Here is a 15,179-nt window from a genome sequence, read left to right as displayed (position 1 = left end):
CGGGAGGACGGCCCGCCGGGAGGACGGCCCGCCGGGAGGACGGCCCGCCGGGAGGACGGCCCGCCGGGAGGACGGCCCGCCGGGAGGACGGCCCGCCGGGGGGACGGCCGGACGGGGAGGTGCGTCGCCCGGGCGGGGTCAGTGTTCGGCCGCGCGGGCGATGTTGCGCGCCATGCCGCCGAAGACCACCGCGTGGAAGGGGGACACGCTCCACCAGTACATGTGCCCCAGCAGGCCCCGCGGATGGAACACCGCCCGCTGGCGGTACCGCGCGCGCCCCCCGTCCGTACCCGCCGGCTCCGCCCGCATCTCCAGCCACGCCAGCCCCGGCAGCCGCATCTCCGCCCGCAACCTCAGCAGCCGCCCCGGTTCGATCTCCTCGACCCGCCAGAAGTCGAGCGAGTCCCCCACCCGCAGCCGCGCCGCGTCCCGCCGGCCGCGCCGGATGCCGACCCCGCCGACGAGCCGGTCCAGCCAGCCCCGTACCGCCCAGGCCAGCGGGAAGGAGTACCAGCCGTTGTCCCCGCCGATGCCCTCGACCACCCGCCACAGCGCCTCGGGGCTCGCGTCGACCTCGATCTCCCGCCGGTCGGTGTACAGGCTGCCGCCCGCCCAGTCGGGGTCCGTCGGCAGCGGATCGCTCGGCGCGCCCGGCAGCGACGCGGAGGACCACCGCGTGGTCACCTTGGCGTCGCGCACCCGCCGCAGCGCCAGGGCGAGGGCCTTGTCGAAGCCGAACGGCATCCCCGGCGGGTCCGGCACGTACCGGGCGATGTCGTGCTCCCCGCAGACCACCTCGTGCCGCAGGGACTCCGCGAGCGGCCGCGCCAGCGCCCGCGGCACCGGGGTGACCAGGCCGATCCAGTGGCTGGACAGCCTGGGCGTGAGCATCGGCACCCGCAGGATGAGCCGCTTGGGCAGTTCCGCCACGACGGCGTAGCGGCGCATCATCTCCTCGTACGTGACCACGTCCGGGCCGCCGATGTCGAAGGCCCGGTTCACCTCGGGCGGCATGGCGGCACTGCCGACGAGGTAGCGCAGCACGTCGCGCACCCCGATCGGCTGGCAGCGGGTGCCGACCCAGCTCGGCGTGACCATCACGGGCAGCCGTTCGGTCAGGTACCGCAGCATCTCGAACGAGGCCGAGCCGGAGCCGATGATGACGGCCGCGCGCAGCACGGTGGCCGGCACGGATCCGGCGAGCAGGATCTCCCCGACCTCGGCTCGGGAGCGCAGGTGCGGGGAGAGCTCCTGGACCGGGATCCCCGCCGGGGTGAGTCCGCCGAGGTAGACGACGCGCCGGACCCCCTGCGCGGCGGCCTGCTCGGCGAAGATCCGGGCGGCGGCGCGGTCGCGTTCCTCGAAGCGGGATCCGGTGCCCAGCGCGTGGACGAGGTAGTACGCGACGTCGATGTCCCGCATGGCCGCGCCCACCGATTCCGCGTCGGTGGCGTCGCCGCGCACGACCTCGGCGCGCCCGGCCCAGGGGTGGTCGCGCAGCTTCTCCGGGGACCGGGCCAGGCACCGGACCCGGTGGCCGGCGTCGAGAAGCTCGGGCACCAGCCGCCCTCCGATGTAGCCGGTGGCCCCGGTGACCAGACAACGCACACCCGTCATGACCGTCTCCGCTCTCGTCCCCGTCGACCCCCGCTCACCTGGGGGTTCGTCCGCGCGGGTGCGGCCGGATGCACCCGCGTCCGGCGTATCGCCCCACTGGGCCATTGGTACAGTCACGGCATGGCGGTGGACGAGCTCGACACCCGGATCCTGCGCCTGCTGATCGAGCAGCCGCGCACCAGTGTCCGCGAGTACGCCCGGATCCTCGGTGTGGCGCGCGGGACCCTCCAGGCCCGGCTGGACCGGCTGGAGCGCACCGGGGTGATCACCGGCACCGGTCCGGTACTGTCCCCCGCCGCTCTCGGGCACCCGGTCCTGGCGTTCGTCCACATCGAGGTCACCCAGGGCCGTCTGGACGAGGTCGGCGACGCGCTGGCGGCCGTCCCCGAGATCGTCGAGGCCTTTTCGATCACCGGCGGCGGGGACCTGCTGACCCGGGTGGTGGCGCGGGACAACGCGCACCTGGAGGACGTGATCCAGCGCCTGATCCAGCTCCCGGGCGTGGTCCGCACCCGTACGGAGGTGGCTCTGCGCGAGCGGGTCGCGCACCGGCTGCTGCCCTTGGTGGAGGCCGTGGGACGAGCCGCCTCAAAACCCTGACAAGATGGTGTAGACACGCACGAAACCGGCAGAACGGGCACAACGGATGCTTTCCGTCATATTCGATCTCGACGGCACCCTCGTGGACAGCGAGCCGAACTACTACGAGTCCGGGCGCCGCACGCTGGAAAGGCACGGAGTCACCGACTTCACCTGGGAGGAGCACTCCCGGTTCATCGGCATCGGCACCCTGGAGACGCTGGAGGTCCTGCGCGAGCGGTACGGGATCGAGGCGCCGGTCGAGCAGCTGCTCGCCGAGCAGAACGCCGCCTACCTGGAGCTGGCGAGCGCCCAGACCGAGGCCTTCCCCGAGATGCGGAAGTTCGTGGAGCGGCTGCACTCCGAGGGGGTCCCGATGGCGGTGGCCTCCGGCTCCTCGCGGGAGGCGATCGACGCCGTGCTCGCCGGTACGGGTCTGGACGCGCTGCTGACCACGGTGGTCTCCGCCGAGGAGGTCACGCACGGCAAGCCCGCCCCGGACGTGTTCCTGGAGGCGGCCCGGCGCCTCGGTTCGGACCCCGCGGACTGCGTGGTCGTCGAGGACGCGGCGCCGGGCGCCGCGGCCGCCCGCGCGGCCGGCATGGGCTGCCTGGCCGTCCCGTACGTGCGGACCGCCGCGGGTGATCCGGCCTTCACCGGCGCCGGGCTGCTGTTCCGCGGCGGTCAGCGGGAGTTCAGCGCGGAGACGGCCTACGAGTGGGTCAGCGAGCACCCGGCCGCCTGACGCCGCCCGGCGCGCCACGGGAAGATCCCGCCGTCGCGCCGAGTTGGTAGAACCGTGAACGAATTTGCGCGGGATGCGGCGGCCGGGCACGCGGCCGTGGACGTGGTGGTCATCGGGGCCGGGCAGGCGGGCCTGTCCAGCGCCTACCACCTGGCCCGGGCCGGGATCGGGCACGTGGTCCTGGACCACGCGCCCCGCCCGGGCGGGGCCTGGCAGCACCGCTGGCCCTCGCTCACCTACGGCAGGGTGCACGGGATGCACGCGCTGCCCGGCATGGAACTGACCGGCGCCGACCCGCTGCGGCCCTCGTCGGAGGTGATCGGGGAGTACTTCGCCGCCTACGAGGAGCGCTTCGGCCTGCGCGTACACCGGCCCGTGGACGTCACGGCCGTCCGGGGCGGGGCGGACGGGCGGCTGCTGGTCGAGTCCTCGGCCGGGACCTGGCCGGCGCGGGCCCTGATCAACGCCACCGGGACCTGGGACCGGCCATTCTGGCCGCGCTACCCCGGCCAGGAGACGTTCCGGGGCCGTCAGCTGCACACCGCGGACTACCCGGGACCGGCCGGGTTCGCCGGGGCGCGGGTGATCGTGGTGGGCGGCGGGACCTCGGCCGTGCAGCACCTGCTGGAGGTGTCCGAGGTGGCGGCGGAGACCACCTGGGTGACGCGGCGGCCCCCGGTGTTCCGCGAGGGCGGCTTCGGCGAGGCCGAGGGCCGCGCGGCGGTGGCCCTGGTGGACGAGCGGGTACGACGGGGCCTGCCCCCGCAGAGCGTGGTGAGCGTGACCGGGCTCCCGCTGAACGAGGCCGTCCGCGCCGGACTGGACTCCGGGGTGCTGGACCGCCGGCCCGTGTTCGAGCGGATCACCCCGACGGGCGCCGTCTGGGCCGACGGGCGGCGGGTGGAGGCCGATGTGATCCTGTGGGCCACCGGATTCCGGGCGGCCGTCGACCACCTGGCCCCGCTGCGCCTGCGCGAGCCGGGCGGCGGCATCCGGGTGGAGGGGACCCGGGCGGTCCGCGACGAGCGGATCCACCTGGTCGGCTACGGCCCGTCGGCCTCGACCATCGGCGCCAACCGCGCGGGCGGCGCCGCCGTCCGCGAGATCCGCCGCCTCCTCACCCGCGAGACCGGCGGCCCGGCCCCCACCGAAGGCACCGCGCCGCAGCTCGCCACCGCCGCCGCGCTCCGGACCTAGCCCGCGCGGCCTAGCCCGCGCGGGGCCCCGCCTGGGCCCGGCCGGCGGCCGCGCGGTTCCGGTTGAACTCGGCGACGTGCCTCTTGTGCTCCTCGTACGTCGCCGAGAACCGGGTGTCCCCCGGCTTCACGGTGACGAAGAACAGCCAGTCCCCCGGCGGGGGCGCGACCGCGGCCGCCATCGCGGCCAGGCCCGGGCTGTCGATCGGCGTGGGCGGCAGCCCCTGGCGCTCATAGGTGTTGAACGGGTGGTCGATCCGGGTGTCGCCCAGCGTGACGTCCACCGTGCTGCGGTTCAGCGCGTAGTTGAGGGTGGAGTCCATCTGGAGCGGCATCGACTTGGCCAGCCGGTTGTGCACCACCCGCGCGACCTTGCCCATCTCGGCCCGGGTGTCGGCCTCCGCCTCGATGATGCTGGCGAGGGTGGCCGTCTGGTACGGGGTCATGCCCTGCGTCCTGCCGCCGTTCGCGACGGCCGGCGTGGCCAGCTTCCCGTTCGCCGTCCGCACCATGTACGTGAGCAGCTCGCCCGGGGTGGTCTTCGAGGTCACCGGGTACGTCGCGGGGAAGAGGAAGCCCTCCGGGTTGCCCTTCGCCTCCGCGGGCAGGGGCAGCGCGGCGGTCGCGACCGCCGCCTTCGTGGAGCCCGGCGGGAGCTTCAGTTCGCGGTCGATGGCGGCGTAGACCTGCGGGGCGCGCCAGCCCTCGGGGATCAGCAGGCGGCGCGGCGTCTCGGGCGCTTCCTCGCCGGGCAGCAGGGTGACCATGACCGCCGCCGCGACCGCGGCGATCGCGGCGAAGAGGAGGGCCAGCCGGCCCCGGCGGGTGAGCCGGGTACGGCGCTGGGATGGCAGCCGGTACTCACGAGGCATGCGGGCACGCTAACCCGCGGGGCCCCTGGATCCGGGCAGCCGACCCACCGACCGGTCATACGGTCACACTTTTACCGGGGTCGGCTCGCCGAACCGGGTGGTCCTTACGGTCTCCGGCGTCAGCACCGTGTCCCGGTCCCTGCGGACCAGCGCCGCGTACCGGCCTTCTGCGGCCAGCAGTTCCTCGTGCGTACCGCGCTCGGCTATGCGCCCCTTGTCCAGGACCACGATCTGGTCGGCGTCGCGGACGGTGGAGAGGCGGTGCGCGATGGTGATCGTGGTGCGGCCCTGGGAGAGGTTGTCGATGGCCCGCTGCACGGCATGCTCCGTACGGGTGTCCAGGGCGCTGGTGGCCTCGTCCAGGATCAGCACCGGCGGGTCGCGCAGGATGGTGCGGGCGATGGCCAGGCGCTGCTTCTCGCCGCCGGAGAACCGGTAGCCGCGCTCGCCGACCAGGGTGTCGTACCCGTCGGGCAGGGATGCGATGTGGTCGTGGATCTGGGCCGCGCGGGCCGCCTCGATGATCTCCTCGTCGGTGGCGTCGGGCTTGGCGAAGCGCAGGTTGTCGGCGACCGAGGCGTGGAAGAGGTACGTCTCCTGCGAGACCACGCCGATGGAGCGGGCGAGGGAGTCGAAGTCGAGGTCGCGCACGTCCACCCCGTCGAGCGCGACGCGGCCGCCGGTGACGTCGTAGAGCCGGGGCACGAGGTAGCTCAGGGTGCTCTTGCCGGAGCCGGTCGGGCCGACCACGGCGAGGGAGCCGCCGGCCGGGACGGTGATGTCGATGCCCGACAGGGTGGGGCCGCTCTTGGCGTCGTACTCGAAGTGGACGTCCTCCAGCCGGACCTCGCCCTTGGCGCGGTCGAGGCGGACGGGGTCCTCGCGCTCGGTGATGTCCACCGGCAGGTCGAGGTACTCGAAGATGCGGGCGAACAGGGCGAGCGAGGTCTGTATCTGCACGCCGGTCGACAGCAGGCTCACGGCGGGCCGGAACAGGCCCTGCTGGAGGGTGACGAAGGCGACGAGGGTGCCGACGGACAGCGAGGGGCTGCCGGTCTGCAGAGCGAAGCCCGCGGCCCAGTAGATGAGCGCGGGCATGGCGGCCATGACGATGCCGATCGTGGACATCCGCCAGCGCCCGGCCATGCTGGAGCGCACTTCGAGGTCGACGAGCTTCTCGGACTCCTCGGCGAAGGAGGAGGTCAGCGAGTCGGCGCGGCCCATGGTGCGGCCGAGCAGGATGCCGCTGACCGACAGGGACTCGGTGACGGTGGCGGCCATGGCGGCCATCTGCTTCTGCCGCTGGAAGGTGATCTTCTTGCGCTCGCGGCCGACCCGCCGGCTGATCCACACGAAGACGGGGAGCAGCAGCAGGGAGACGACGGTGAGGCGCCAGTCGAGCGCGAGCATCGCGACGACGGAGGCGATGACCGCCGTGAGGTTCGAGACGAGCGAGGTCGCCGTGGAGGTGACGGTGGCCTGCATGCCGCCGATGTCGTTGGCTATCCGGGACTGCACCTCGCCGGTGCGCGTACGGGTGAAGAAGGCCAGCGGCATCCGCTGGAGCTGGGCGTAGACGCCGGTGCGCAGGTCGTGCATGACGCGCTGGCCGACCGTGGTGGAGATCAGGGTCTGGAGCACGCCGAACACGCTGGTGACGACCGCGGTCAGGATCATGCCGAGCGCGAGCAGGCTGAGCAGCCCCGTACGGCCCTGGGGGATCGCAACGTCGAGTATCTCCCTCAGCAGGAACGGGGAGGCGACGCCGACCAGCGAGGAGGCGCAGACCAGCGCGCCGACGACGGCGAGCCGGCCGCGGTAGGGCCGGAAGAGCCCGACGATGCGGCGCAGTTCACGAGGTTGTTCCGCCGGGGCCGGGCGGGTGGGGTCGAGGGGATCTTTCGATGGCGTCCACTTCGGTTCTTCGGGGCGCATGGGCCTCCTTCTGACGAGACTCACATGAGCATAGCTCATTGTTACCTATACTCACAATGAATCAGGTCCTGATACCATTCCCCATTATGAGGACAGCAGCGTGAACACCGCCTCCGCGAGCGGCCGCTCGGACAGCGCCGGTACCGGCGGCGCCGACAGCAGCAACGGCATACTCGCCGAGCAGCTGCTGCGGCTGACCCGGCGGCTCCACCGCATCCAGAAGCGCCATCTGGAGCCCCTCGGGATCACCCCGGCCCAGTCCCGGCTGCTCCGCCTGGTCTCGCACTACGACGGCGGGGAGGCCCCCCGGATGGCGGATCTCGCGACCCGCCTGGAAGTCGTCCCGCGCGCGGTGACCACCCTCGTGGACGGTCTGGAGGCGGCCGACTGCGTCCGCCGCGCGCCCGACCCGGCGAACCGCCGCGTCATCCGGATCGAGCTCACCGACACCGGCCGCGCCACGCTGCGGCGGCTGCGCAACGCGCGAACCGACGCGGCAGAGGAGATCCTGGCTCCATTGACCGCCGAACAGCGCGAGGTGCTCGGCGGCCTGCTCAACGCTCTGGCGGACGCCCCGGCGGAGCACCGCTGCTGAGTCCACCCGCCTGGCCGAAGGGGCACCGATGCCGCTGCTGGAACCGGAGCCGGGGGCCCTGCGCCCGCGCGGCATCGGAGCTCCCGCCCCCGACCGGGTGCCCGAGCGGCTGGCCTCCGGCACCCCCCGGGTGCTGCGCGAGGAGCTGACGGCGCTGCTGGGCGCCGAGAAGGTGCTGTGGAAGGTCTCCGACCTGGTCCGCTATGCCTCCGACGCCTCCCCGTACCGGTTCGTCCCCCAGGTCGTGGTGATCGCCGAGGACATCGACGACGTCTCCGCGGTCCTCTCGTATGCCCACGGCCGCGGGCGCGAGGTCGTCTTCCGGGCCGCCGGAACCTCGCTCAACGGGCAGGCCCAGGGAGAGGACATCCTGGTCGACGTCCGCCGCCACTGGGCCGGCGTCGAGGTGCTGGAGGACGGCCGCCGCGCCCGGATCCGGCCCGGCACCACCGTCCTGCGGGCCAACGCCGCCCTCGCCCGGCACGGCCGGATCCTCGGCCCCGACCCGGCCAGCGCCATCGCCTGCACCCTCGGCGGGGTCATCGCGAACAACTCCTCCGGCATGACCGCCGGGACCACGAGGAACGCGTACCGCACGCTCTCCTCGCTCACCCTGGTCCTGCCGGGCGGCACCGTCGTGGACACCGCCGACCCGCTGGCCGACGAGGAACTGGCGCGCGCCGAACCGGCCCTGTGCCACGGGCTGATGGACATCAAGCGGGAGATCGAGGCGGATCCGGGGCTGGTCTCCCGGATCCGCGCCAAGTACGAGATCAAGAACACCACCGGCTACCGGCTCGACGCCTATCTGGACGGCACCACCCCCGTCGAGATCCTGCGCGGGCTGATGGTCGGCTCGGAGGGCACCCTCGGCTTCATCGCCGAGGCCGTCTTCGACACGCTGCCGCTGGACCGCGAGGTCGTCAGCGCCCTGCTGTTCTTCCCGTCCCTGCCCGCCGCGGCGGCCGCCGTACCGCTGTTCAACGAGGCCGGGGCCCTCGCCGTCGAGGTGATGGACGGCAACACGCTGCGCGCCTCCGTCAGCGTCGAGGGCGTGCCCGCCGACTGGGCGCGGCTGCCGGGGGACACCACGGCGCTGCTCGTGGAGTTCCGCGCTCCGGACGAGGCGGGCCGCGCGGAGTACGAGCGCCGGGCGGCCGGGGTGCTGGCCGGGCTGGAACTGGTGGCGCCGGTGGCCTCGGTGACCAACGCCTTCACGCGCGATCCGGGAACGATCTCGGGCTACTGGAAGGCTCGCAAGGCCTTCGTCACCGCCGTCGGCGGCGCCCGCGCCCCCGGCACCACCCTGATCACCGAGGACTTCGCGGTACCGCCCTCCCGGCTGGCCGAGGCCTGCGAGGCGCTCCTCGCGCTCCAGGCGGAGCACGGCTTCGACGCGGCGGTCGCCGGTCACGCGGCCCACGGCAACCTGCACTTCCTGCTGGCCTTCGACGCGGCCAGGCCCGCCGACGTGGAGCGGTACGCGGCCTTCATGGAGGCGTTCTGCCGGCTCACGGTGGAGCGGTTCGACGGCTCCCTGAAGGCCGAGCACTCCACCGGCCGCAACATGGCCCCGTTCCTGGAGCTGGAGTGGGGCCCGAAGGCCACCGAACTGATGTGGCGCACCAAACGGGTCGTCGACCCGGACGGGCTGCTGGCCCCGCGGATCCTCCTCGACCGGGACCCGCGCGGGCACCTGCGCGGCCTCAAGACGATCCCCCGGGTGGAGGCGGTCGCCGACCCGTGCATCGAGTGCGGCTTCTGCGAACCGGCCTGCCCCAGCAAGGACCTGACGACCACCCCCCGGCAACGGATCCTGCTGCGCCGCGAGATGATGCGACAGCGGCCGGGCTCCCCCGTCCTGGACCAGCTGCTGGCGGACTACGGCCACGACGCCGTGGACACCTGCGCGGGCGACTCCGCCTGCAAGCTCGCCTGCCCGGTCGGGATCGACACGGGCGCGCTGATGAAGGACTTCCGCCACCGCCGCCACAGCCCGCGCGAGGAGCGGGCCGCGGCGCTGGCCGCCCGCCGGTTCCGCAAGGTCGAGGCCGCCGCGCGGCTGGCGGTGGCCGCCGCCGGCACGATCGGCGACCGGCTCGGGGACCGGGTTCCGTCGGCGGTCACCGGGGCCGCGCGCAAGGCCGTACGGCCCGACCTGGTGCCGCAGTGGCTGCCGCGGCTGCCCGGCGCCGCGGCCCGGCGGCCGCCCGTGACCCGGCGGGTGGGCGCGGCCGCCGTCTACTACCCCTCCTGCGTCAACCGGATCTTCGGCGGCCCGGCCGGCGCTCCCGGGCCCTCGCTCCAGGAGGCGGTGGTCGCGCTGTCGGAGCGGGCCGGGAAGCCGGTGTGGATCCCCCGAGACGTGCCCGGCACCTGCTGCGCGACGATCTGGCACTCCAAGGGGTACGAGGCCGGCGCCCGGCTGATGGCGAACCTGGTCGTGACCTCCGCCTGGGGCTGGACGGCGGGCGGGCGGCTGCCCCTGGTGGTCGACGCGTCCTCCTGCACCCTGGGCCTGGCCCGCGAGGTGGTCCCGTACCTGACCGACGACAACCGGGAGCTGCACGCCGAACTCACCGTCGTCGACTCGGTCGTGTGGGCGGCCCGGGAGCTGCTCCCGCACCTGGAGGTGCGGCGCACCGTCGGCGCCGCGGTGCTCCACCCCACCTGCTCCATGCGGCACCTGGGCGACGAGGCGGAGCTGTGGGCGGTGGCGGCGGCCTGCGCCGAGGAGGTGGTGGTTCCCGAGGACGCGGGCTGCTGCGCCTTCGCAGGCGACCGGGGCATGCTGCACCCGGAGCTGACGGCCTCGGCGACGGCGCGCGAGGCAGCGGAGGTGACGGCGCGGCACTTCGACGCGCACCTGTCGGCGAACCGGATGTGCGAGGTGGGCATGGACCTGGCCACCGGACGGACCTACCGTTCGGCGCTGCTGGAACTGGAGCGGGCCACGCGCCCCTGACCGGGCGCCCCTTGCGCCTCCCCGGCCCGCGCGGCCGCACACCCGGTCGTGTCATGCCGTGGCCAACGCAAAATCGATTGCCCCGGTCCGGCGCGGAAGGCGAACCTTGCACGGTTTGAACCACTCACCGAGCCATGGGGCGTCATGCAGATCAGCGATCTTCCGTATCCGGACCCGGGGGTACCCGACGCTCGCTCCGGTCCGCGCTTCCTGGTGTGGCTGGGGCGGGGGCAGCTCGGCGGTCAGCTGCAGAGCCTCGGCTGGGGAATGGTGCACTTCGGCGGCGTCGCCGGACTCCCCTACGCGGTGGGCCTGGGCGTCGAGGCCGTGGTGGAGCACGACGGGGCCCGGCTGCTGAGGGTCGGCGCACTGCTGCTGCTCCTCGGCGTCGCCATCTCGCTCGGCGACAACATGCTCCACCGCACCGCCGTCACCAACTGGATCACCGCCGCCGCCCGCGTACAGCAACTGCTCGCCCGCAAGACCGCCGAACTGGGCTCCGCCCTGACCCGTCGGGTCGCGGCCGGGGAAGTCGTGGCCGTTTCCACCGGCGACGTGGAGAAGATCGGCTGGTTCGTCGAGGCGGTCTCCCGCTTCCTGGCCGCCGCCTTCTCCGTCGTCCTCGTCTGCGTCGGTCTGCTCTTCTACGCGCCCGCGATCGGCGTGGTCGTGGCGATCGGCATCCCGGTGGTCGCCCTTGCGGTGCTGCCGCTGCTGCCGCGCGCCACCCAACGCGCCGACGTCCAGCGCGAGAAGGCGGGCCGGGCCACCGAGCTGGCCTCCGACACCGTGGCGGGCCTGCGGGTACTGCGCGGCATCGGTGGCGAGGAACTGTTCCTCGGCCGCTACCGCGAGGCCTCCCAGGAGGTCCGCGCGGCTGCCGTGCGCAGCGCCCGGATGTGGGCGGTGATCTCCGCGATCCAGGTGGTGCTCCCGGGAGCCCTGCTGATCACGGTGGTCTGGTACGGCTCGGCGCTCGTACTGGACGGACGGCTGACGGTCGGGCAACTCGTCGCCGCCTTCAGCGCGGTGGCCACGATGCTCTATCCGCTCCGGCACTTCGAGGAGATCGCGATGGCCTACTCCTTCTCGCGGCCCTCCGCCAAGCGGGCGGCCCGGGTGCTGTCCCTGACGCGCGCCGCCGCCGGGGAGGCGGCCGGGCCGGAGGGCGGGCGCGGCGCCGCCGTGGCCGCGCCCGCTCCGGGCGGGGACCTGTGCGACCCCCGGACGGGGCTGCTGGCTCCGGCGGGGCGGTTCACGGCCGTCGTGTGCGGAGACCCCGATCTGGCGGGGCGGCTCGCGGACCGGCTCGGCGGACACCCCATGGACCCGGACGGCGGTGCCTCGGCGCTGCTGGGCGGGGTCGAGCTGGACGCCCTGGCGCTGGACACGGCGCGCGGGCTGGTCCTCGTACAGGACAAGGATCCGGTCCTGCTGTCCGGGACCCTGCGCGAGCTGCTCGGCGTACCGGCGTCCGGGGCGGTCGAGGCCGGGGCCGCGCTGGCGGCGGCGCAGTGCGCGGACGTGCTGGACGCGCTGCTGCAGTCGGCGCCGGACGGGGTGAGCGACCCGATGGACGCGCGGATCACCGAGCGCGGCCGGTCGCTGTCCGGCGGCCAGCGCCAGCGGCTCGCGCTGGCGCGGTCGCTGGTCACCGACCCGGAGGTGCTGGTGCTGGACGAGCCGACCTCGGCGGTCGACTCGCACACCGAGGCGAGGATCGCGGACGGGATCGCGGCCCTGCGCGCGGGACGCACCACGGTGGTCCTGGCCTCCTCGCCGCTGCTGCTGGACCGGGCGGACCAGGTCGTCCTGATCCACGAGGGCGCGGTCGCGGCGGTCGGCACGCACCGTGAACTGCTGCGCGACGACCGGCGCTACCGGGCGGTCGTCACCCGCGAGACCGAAGAGGAACAGCGGCTCTCGCGACTCGGACACGTACTCACAGAGATCGAGGAATCCGCATGATCGGCGTGGCGCCACCGGAGCACGATCCGGCGGCCCCCGCATCGGCCGCGACCCTGCCCGTGGGCTCGGGAGCGACCGTACGGGGATATGTGCGCGAGCTGTCGCGCCGGCACCGGCGGGCCTTCGTGCTGCTGGTGACGGTGAACGCGGTCGCGGTGATCGCCTCCATGGTCGGCCCGTACCTGCTGGGCGGGGTCGTGGACGAGCTCTCGGCGGGGGCGCGCGAGCTCCATCTGGGGCGGGTGGCGCTGCTGTTCGCGCTGGCGCTGGCGGTGCAGACGTTCTTCGTCCGGCTGGTCCGGCTGCGCGGGGCGATGCTCGGCGAGGAGATGCTGGCCGATCTGCGCGAGGACTTCCTGGTGCGCTCGGTGGGCCTGCCGCCGGGTGTGCTGGAGCGGGCGGGCACCGGTGACCTGCTGTCGCGGATCACCACCGACATCGACCGGCTCGCCAACGCCATGCGGGAGGCGGTCCCGCAGCTCGCCATCGGCGTGGTGTGGGCCGGGCTGCTGTACGGGGCGCTCGCGGTGACCGCGCCCCAGCTGGCGCTGGCCGCGCTGCTGGCACTGCCGGTGCTGGTGATCGGCTGCCGCTGGTACTTCAAGCGGGCGCCGTCGGCGTACCGCTCGGAGGCGGCCGGGTACGCGGCGGTCGCGGCGGCGCTGACCGAGACGGTGGACGCGGGCCGCACGGTCGAGGCGCACCGGCTGGGGCCGGGCCGGATCGCGCTGTCGGAGCGGCGGATCAAGTCCTGGACGGAGTGGGAGCGGTACACGCTGTTCCTGCGGATGGTCCTCTTCCCGGTCATCAACGTCACGTACGTGACGATCCTCGGCGCCGTGCTGATGATCGGCGGGTACTGCGTGCTGCGGGGCTGGATGTCGGTGGGGCAGCTGACCACGGGCGCGCTGCTGGCGCAGATGATGGTCGACCCGATCGGGCTGATCCTGCGCTGGTACGACGAGCTGCAGATCGCCCAGGTGTCGCTGGCCCGGCTGGTGGGCGTCCGGGAGATCGAGCCGGATGCGGGCGACGCGGCCGTCTCCCCCGACGGCCGGGCGGTGCGCGCCGATGAGGTGCGGTTCGGGTACCGGGAGGGCGTGGACGTCCTGCACCAGGTGTCGATGTCGGTGCCGCCGGGCACCCGGATGGCTCTGGTGGGCCCCTCCGGCGCGGGCAAGTCCACGCTGGGCCGGCTGCTGGCGGGCATCTACGCGCCCCGGACCGGCGAGGTCACCCTCGGCGGTGCCCGGCTGGCGCACATGCCGGCGGAGCGGGTGCGCGAGCACGTGGCGCTGGTCAACCAGGAGCACCACGTGTTCGTGGGCTCGCTGCGGGACAACCTCCGGCTGGCCCGTACGGGCGCGGAGGACGCCGAGCTGTGGGCGGCGCTGGGCGCGGTCGACGCGGACGGCTGGGCCCGCTCCCTGGAGTCCGGCCTGGACACCGAGGTCGGCTCCGGCGGCAGCGCGCTGACTCCGGCGCAGGCCCAGCAGGTTGCGCTGGCCCGGCTGGTGCTGGCGGACCCGCACACGCTGGTCCTGGACGAGGCCACCTCGCTGCTGGACCCCCGGGCCGCCCGGCACCTGGAGCGCTCGCTGGCCCGGGTGCTGGACGGCCGCACCGTCATCGCGATCGCCCACCGGCTGCACACCGCGCACGACGCGGACGTGATCGCGGTGGTCGAGGACGGCCGCATCAGCGAACTCGGCTCCCACGACGACCTGGTCGCGGCGGACGGCGCCTACGCGGCCCTGTGGCGCTCCTGGCACGGCTGACCGGTGCCCCGCCCGGCGACCGCCGGGCGGGGACGCGCCGCTAGAAGAAGCCGAGGGCGGAGGCTCCGCCGGCGCCGCCGAGGATCATGAAGACCGGCATGAGGACCTTGAGCTCCACCCAGCTGCCGGCCCGGAAGCGCATCGCCTTCGGCGGGCCGATCGGGTACCAGCGCTTCCCGGCGATGGGGAGGGGCCACAGGATCGGGCAGCCGGAGACGGTGAGGGCGTCGCCGATGTCGTGGACGAGGGCGCCCAGCAGGATCGGCAGGCCGAGCCAGAGGTACTCCTGGCCGGGGCCGGTGAACAGCCAGTCCGCACCGTTGCCGGGCTGGTCGAGCACGCCGGCCAGGGTCCAGGCGCTGGTCGCCCCGAGCAGCCAGACCAGGATGTCGCTGGACATCCGGGCGGCCCGCCACAGCAGGCCTTCGACGGCCAGCACCAGGTGGACGAAGAGCAGCGCGAGCACGCCCCAGCGCCCGGCGGTGACGGCGAGCGCGGAGGCGCCGCCCCCTATCAGGACCGCCCAGAGCCAGGTGTGCGTCAGCGTGCGGTGTCCGCCGGTGCGGCGGGCGTCGCGCGGGGCCCGGGTGGCCTTGTAGACGGAGTACGAGATCTTGTCGACCACCTCGCACAGGCCCCGGGAGAGCGGACCGAAGGCGCGCGAGATCGTCGCCGACTTGTGGTCGAGGTCGGGGGCGAGGGCGGCGCCGGCGCAGATGAGCGCGCCGACGACGAGGACCGGCCACGGCATCGGGTGTCCGGCGGCCGACATGGCCGCTCCCACCCCCAGCCAGGCCGCTGCACCGGACAGTGAGTGCGCCGGACCCATCATGCTTCGTTCCCGCCCCAGTCCTGTGTGTTCGGGCCCCGGCGACGGTTTCGCTCGGGCCCGCTCGACGGCACAGCGTACCCTCGGTGATCTTCGTTCC

The 15,179-nt window shown here is 74.0% G+C and carries 11 protein-coding genes; 7 read left to right on the top strand and 4 right to left on the bottom strand.

The window, feature by feature from the left end; genetic code table 11:
• Positions 1–138: 138 nt before the first annotated feature.
• Positions 139–1,617 carry an SDR family oxidoreductase gene (locus IE248_RS09330; RefSeq protein ID WP_073796705.1) on the bottom strand — a complete coding sequence of 493 codons (1,479 nt, stop codon included), beginning with the start codon at positions 1,615–1,617 and terminating at the stop codon, positions 139–141.
• A 120-nt stretch (positions 1,618–1,737) separates the two neighbouring features.
• Here IE248_RS09330 and IE248_RS09325 point away from each other — a divergent pair, with 120 nt between their 5' ends.
• The 3 genes from IE248_RS09325 to IE248_RS09315 are packed head-to-tail and all read left to right on the top strand — an operon-like array spanning position 1,738 to position 4,138.
• A complete protein-coding gene (locus IE248_RS09325) occupies positions 1,738–2,217 on the top strand; it encodes an Lrp/AsnC family transcriptional regulator (RefSeq protein ID WP_037798640.1) in 480 nt (159 codons plus the stop codon).
• Between the two features lie 46 nt (positions 2,218–2,263).
• Positions 2,264–2,941 carry an HAD family hydrolase gene (locus IE248_RS09320; RefSeq protein ID WP_190030375.1) on the top strand — a complete coding sequence of 226 codons (678 nt, stop codon included), beginning with the start codon at positions 2,264–2,266 and terminating at the stop codon, positions 2,939–2,941.
• A 54-nt stretch (positions 2,942–2,995) separates the two neighbouring features.
• Entirely contained in the window at positions 2,996–4,138 is a 1,143-nt protein-coding gene (locus tag IE248_RS09315; RefSeq protein WP_229895196.1) for an FAD-dependent oxidoreductase, read from the top strand.
• A gap of 10 nt (positions 4,139–4,148) precedes the next feature.
• Here IE248_RS09315 and mltG read toward each other — a convergent pair whose 3' ends face one another.
• On the bottom strand, positions 4,149–5,009 hold the full coding sequence (mltG, locus tag IE248_RS09310; RefSeq protein WP_190030374.1) for an endolytic transglycosylase MltG: 861 nt from the start codon (positions 5,007–5,009) through the stop codon (positions 4,149–4,151).
• A 63-nt stretch (positions 5,010–5,072) separates the two neighbouring features.
• Positions 5,073–6,944 (bottom strand): ABC transporter ATP-binding protein, encoded by a 1,872-nt coding sequence (locus IE248_RS09305; protein WP_073796709.1) that lies wholly within the window; start codon positions 6,942–6,944, stop codon positions 5,073–5,075.
• 100 nt (positions 6,945–7,044) lie between these two features.
• Between IE248_RS09305 and IE248_RS09300 the strand changes: the two genes are divergently transcribed.
• The 4 genes from IE248_RS09300 to IE248_RS09285 all read left to right on the top strand — a co-directional run bounded on the left by IE248_RS09300 (position 7,045) and on the right by IE248_RS09285 (position 14,250).
• Entirely contained in the window at positions 7,045–7,539 is a 495-nt protein-coding gene (locus IE248_RS09300) for a MarR family winged helix-turn-helix transcriptional regulator (protein WP_008742580.1), read from the top strand.
• Between the two features lie 28 nt (positions 7,540–7,567).
• Positions 7,568–10,504 (top strand): FAD-binding and (Fe-S)-binding domain-containing protein, encoded by a 2,937-nt coding sequence (locus IE248_RS09295; protein WP_190030373.1) that lies wholly within the window; start codon positions 7,568–7,570, stop codon positions 10,502–10,504.
• A gap of 144 nt (positions 10,505–10,648) precedes the next feature.
• Entirely contained in the window at positions 10,649–12,472 is a 1,824-nt protein-coding gene (locus IE248_RS09290; RefSeq protein ID WP_037798635.1) for an ABC transporter transmembrane domain-containing protein, read from the top strand.
• Positions 12,469–14,250, top strand: coding sequence for an ABC transporter ATP-binding protein (locus IE248_RS09285; protein ID WP_190030372.1), 1,782 nt, complete (start codon positions 12,469–12,471; stop codon positions 14,248–14,250). The genes IE248_RS09290 and IE248_RS09285 overlap by 4 nt, the downstream gene beginning before the upstream one ends.
• A gap of 40 nt (positions 14,251–14,290) precedes the next feature.
• Here IE248_RS09285 and IE248_RS09280 read toward each other — a convergent pair whose 3' ends face one another.
• On the bottom strand, positions 14,291–15,082 hold the full coding sequence (locus IE248_RS09280; protein ID WP_008742576.1) for a metal-dependent hydrolase: 792 nt from the start codon (positions 15,080–15,082) through the stop codon (positions 14,291–14,293).
• Positions 15,083–15,179 lie beyond the last annotated feature (97 nt).

It is taken from the genome of Streptomyces goshikiensis, from assembly GCF_014650555.1.
Lineage (GTDB): Bacteria > Actinomycetota > Actinomycetes > Streptomycetales > Streptomycetaceae > Streptomyces > Streptomyces goshikiensis.
The sequence above is the reverse complement of the archived record's forward strand: the minus strand, read 5'-3'. Positions and strand labels throughout refer to the sequence as shown.

Bases quoted from the DNA above. Each gene is read 5' to 3' on its own strand.
- IE248_RS09330 (WP_073796705.1), bottom strand. From the start codon at position 1,617: ATGACGGGTGTGCGTTGTCTGGTCACCGGGGCCACCGGCTACATCGGA.
- IE248_RS09325 (WP_037798640.1), top strand. From the start codon at position 1,738: ATGGCGGTGGACGAGCTCGACACCCGGATCCTGCGCCTGCTGATCGAG.
- IE248_RS09320 (WP_190030375.1), top strand. From the start codon at position 2,264: ATGCTTTCCGTCATATTCGATCTCGACGGCACCCTCGTGGACAGCGAG.
- mltG (WP_190030374.1), bottom strand. From the start codon at position 5,009: ATGCCTCGTGAGTACCGGCTGCCATCCCAGCGCCGTACCCGGCTCACC.
- IE248_RS09305 (WP_073796709.1), bottom strand. From the start codon at position 6,944: ATGCGCCCCGAAGAACCGAAGTGGACGCCATCGAAAGATCCCCTCGAC.
- IE248_RS09295 (WP_190030373.1), top strand. From the start codon at position 7,568: ATGCCGCTGCTGGAACCGGAGCCGGGGGCCCTGCGCCCGCGCGGCATC.
- IE248_RS09290 (WP_037798635.1), top strand. From the start codon at position 10,649: ATGCAGATCAGCGATCTTCCGTATCCGGACCCGGGGGTACCCGACGCT.
- IE248_RS09285 (WP_190030372.1), top strand. From the start codon at position 12,469: ATGATCGGCGTGGCGCCACCGGAGCACGATCCGGCGGCCCCCGCATCG.
- IE248_RS09280 (WP_008742576.1), bottom strand. From the start codon at position 15,082: ATGATGGGTCCGGCGCACTCACTGTCCGGTGCAGCGGCCTGGCTGGGG.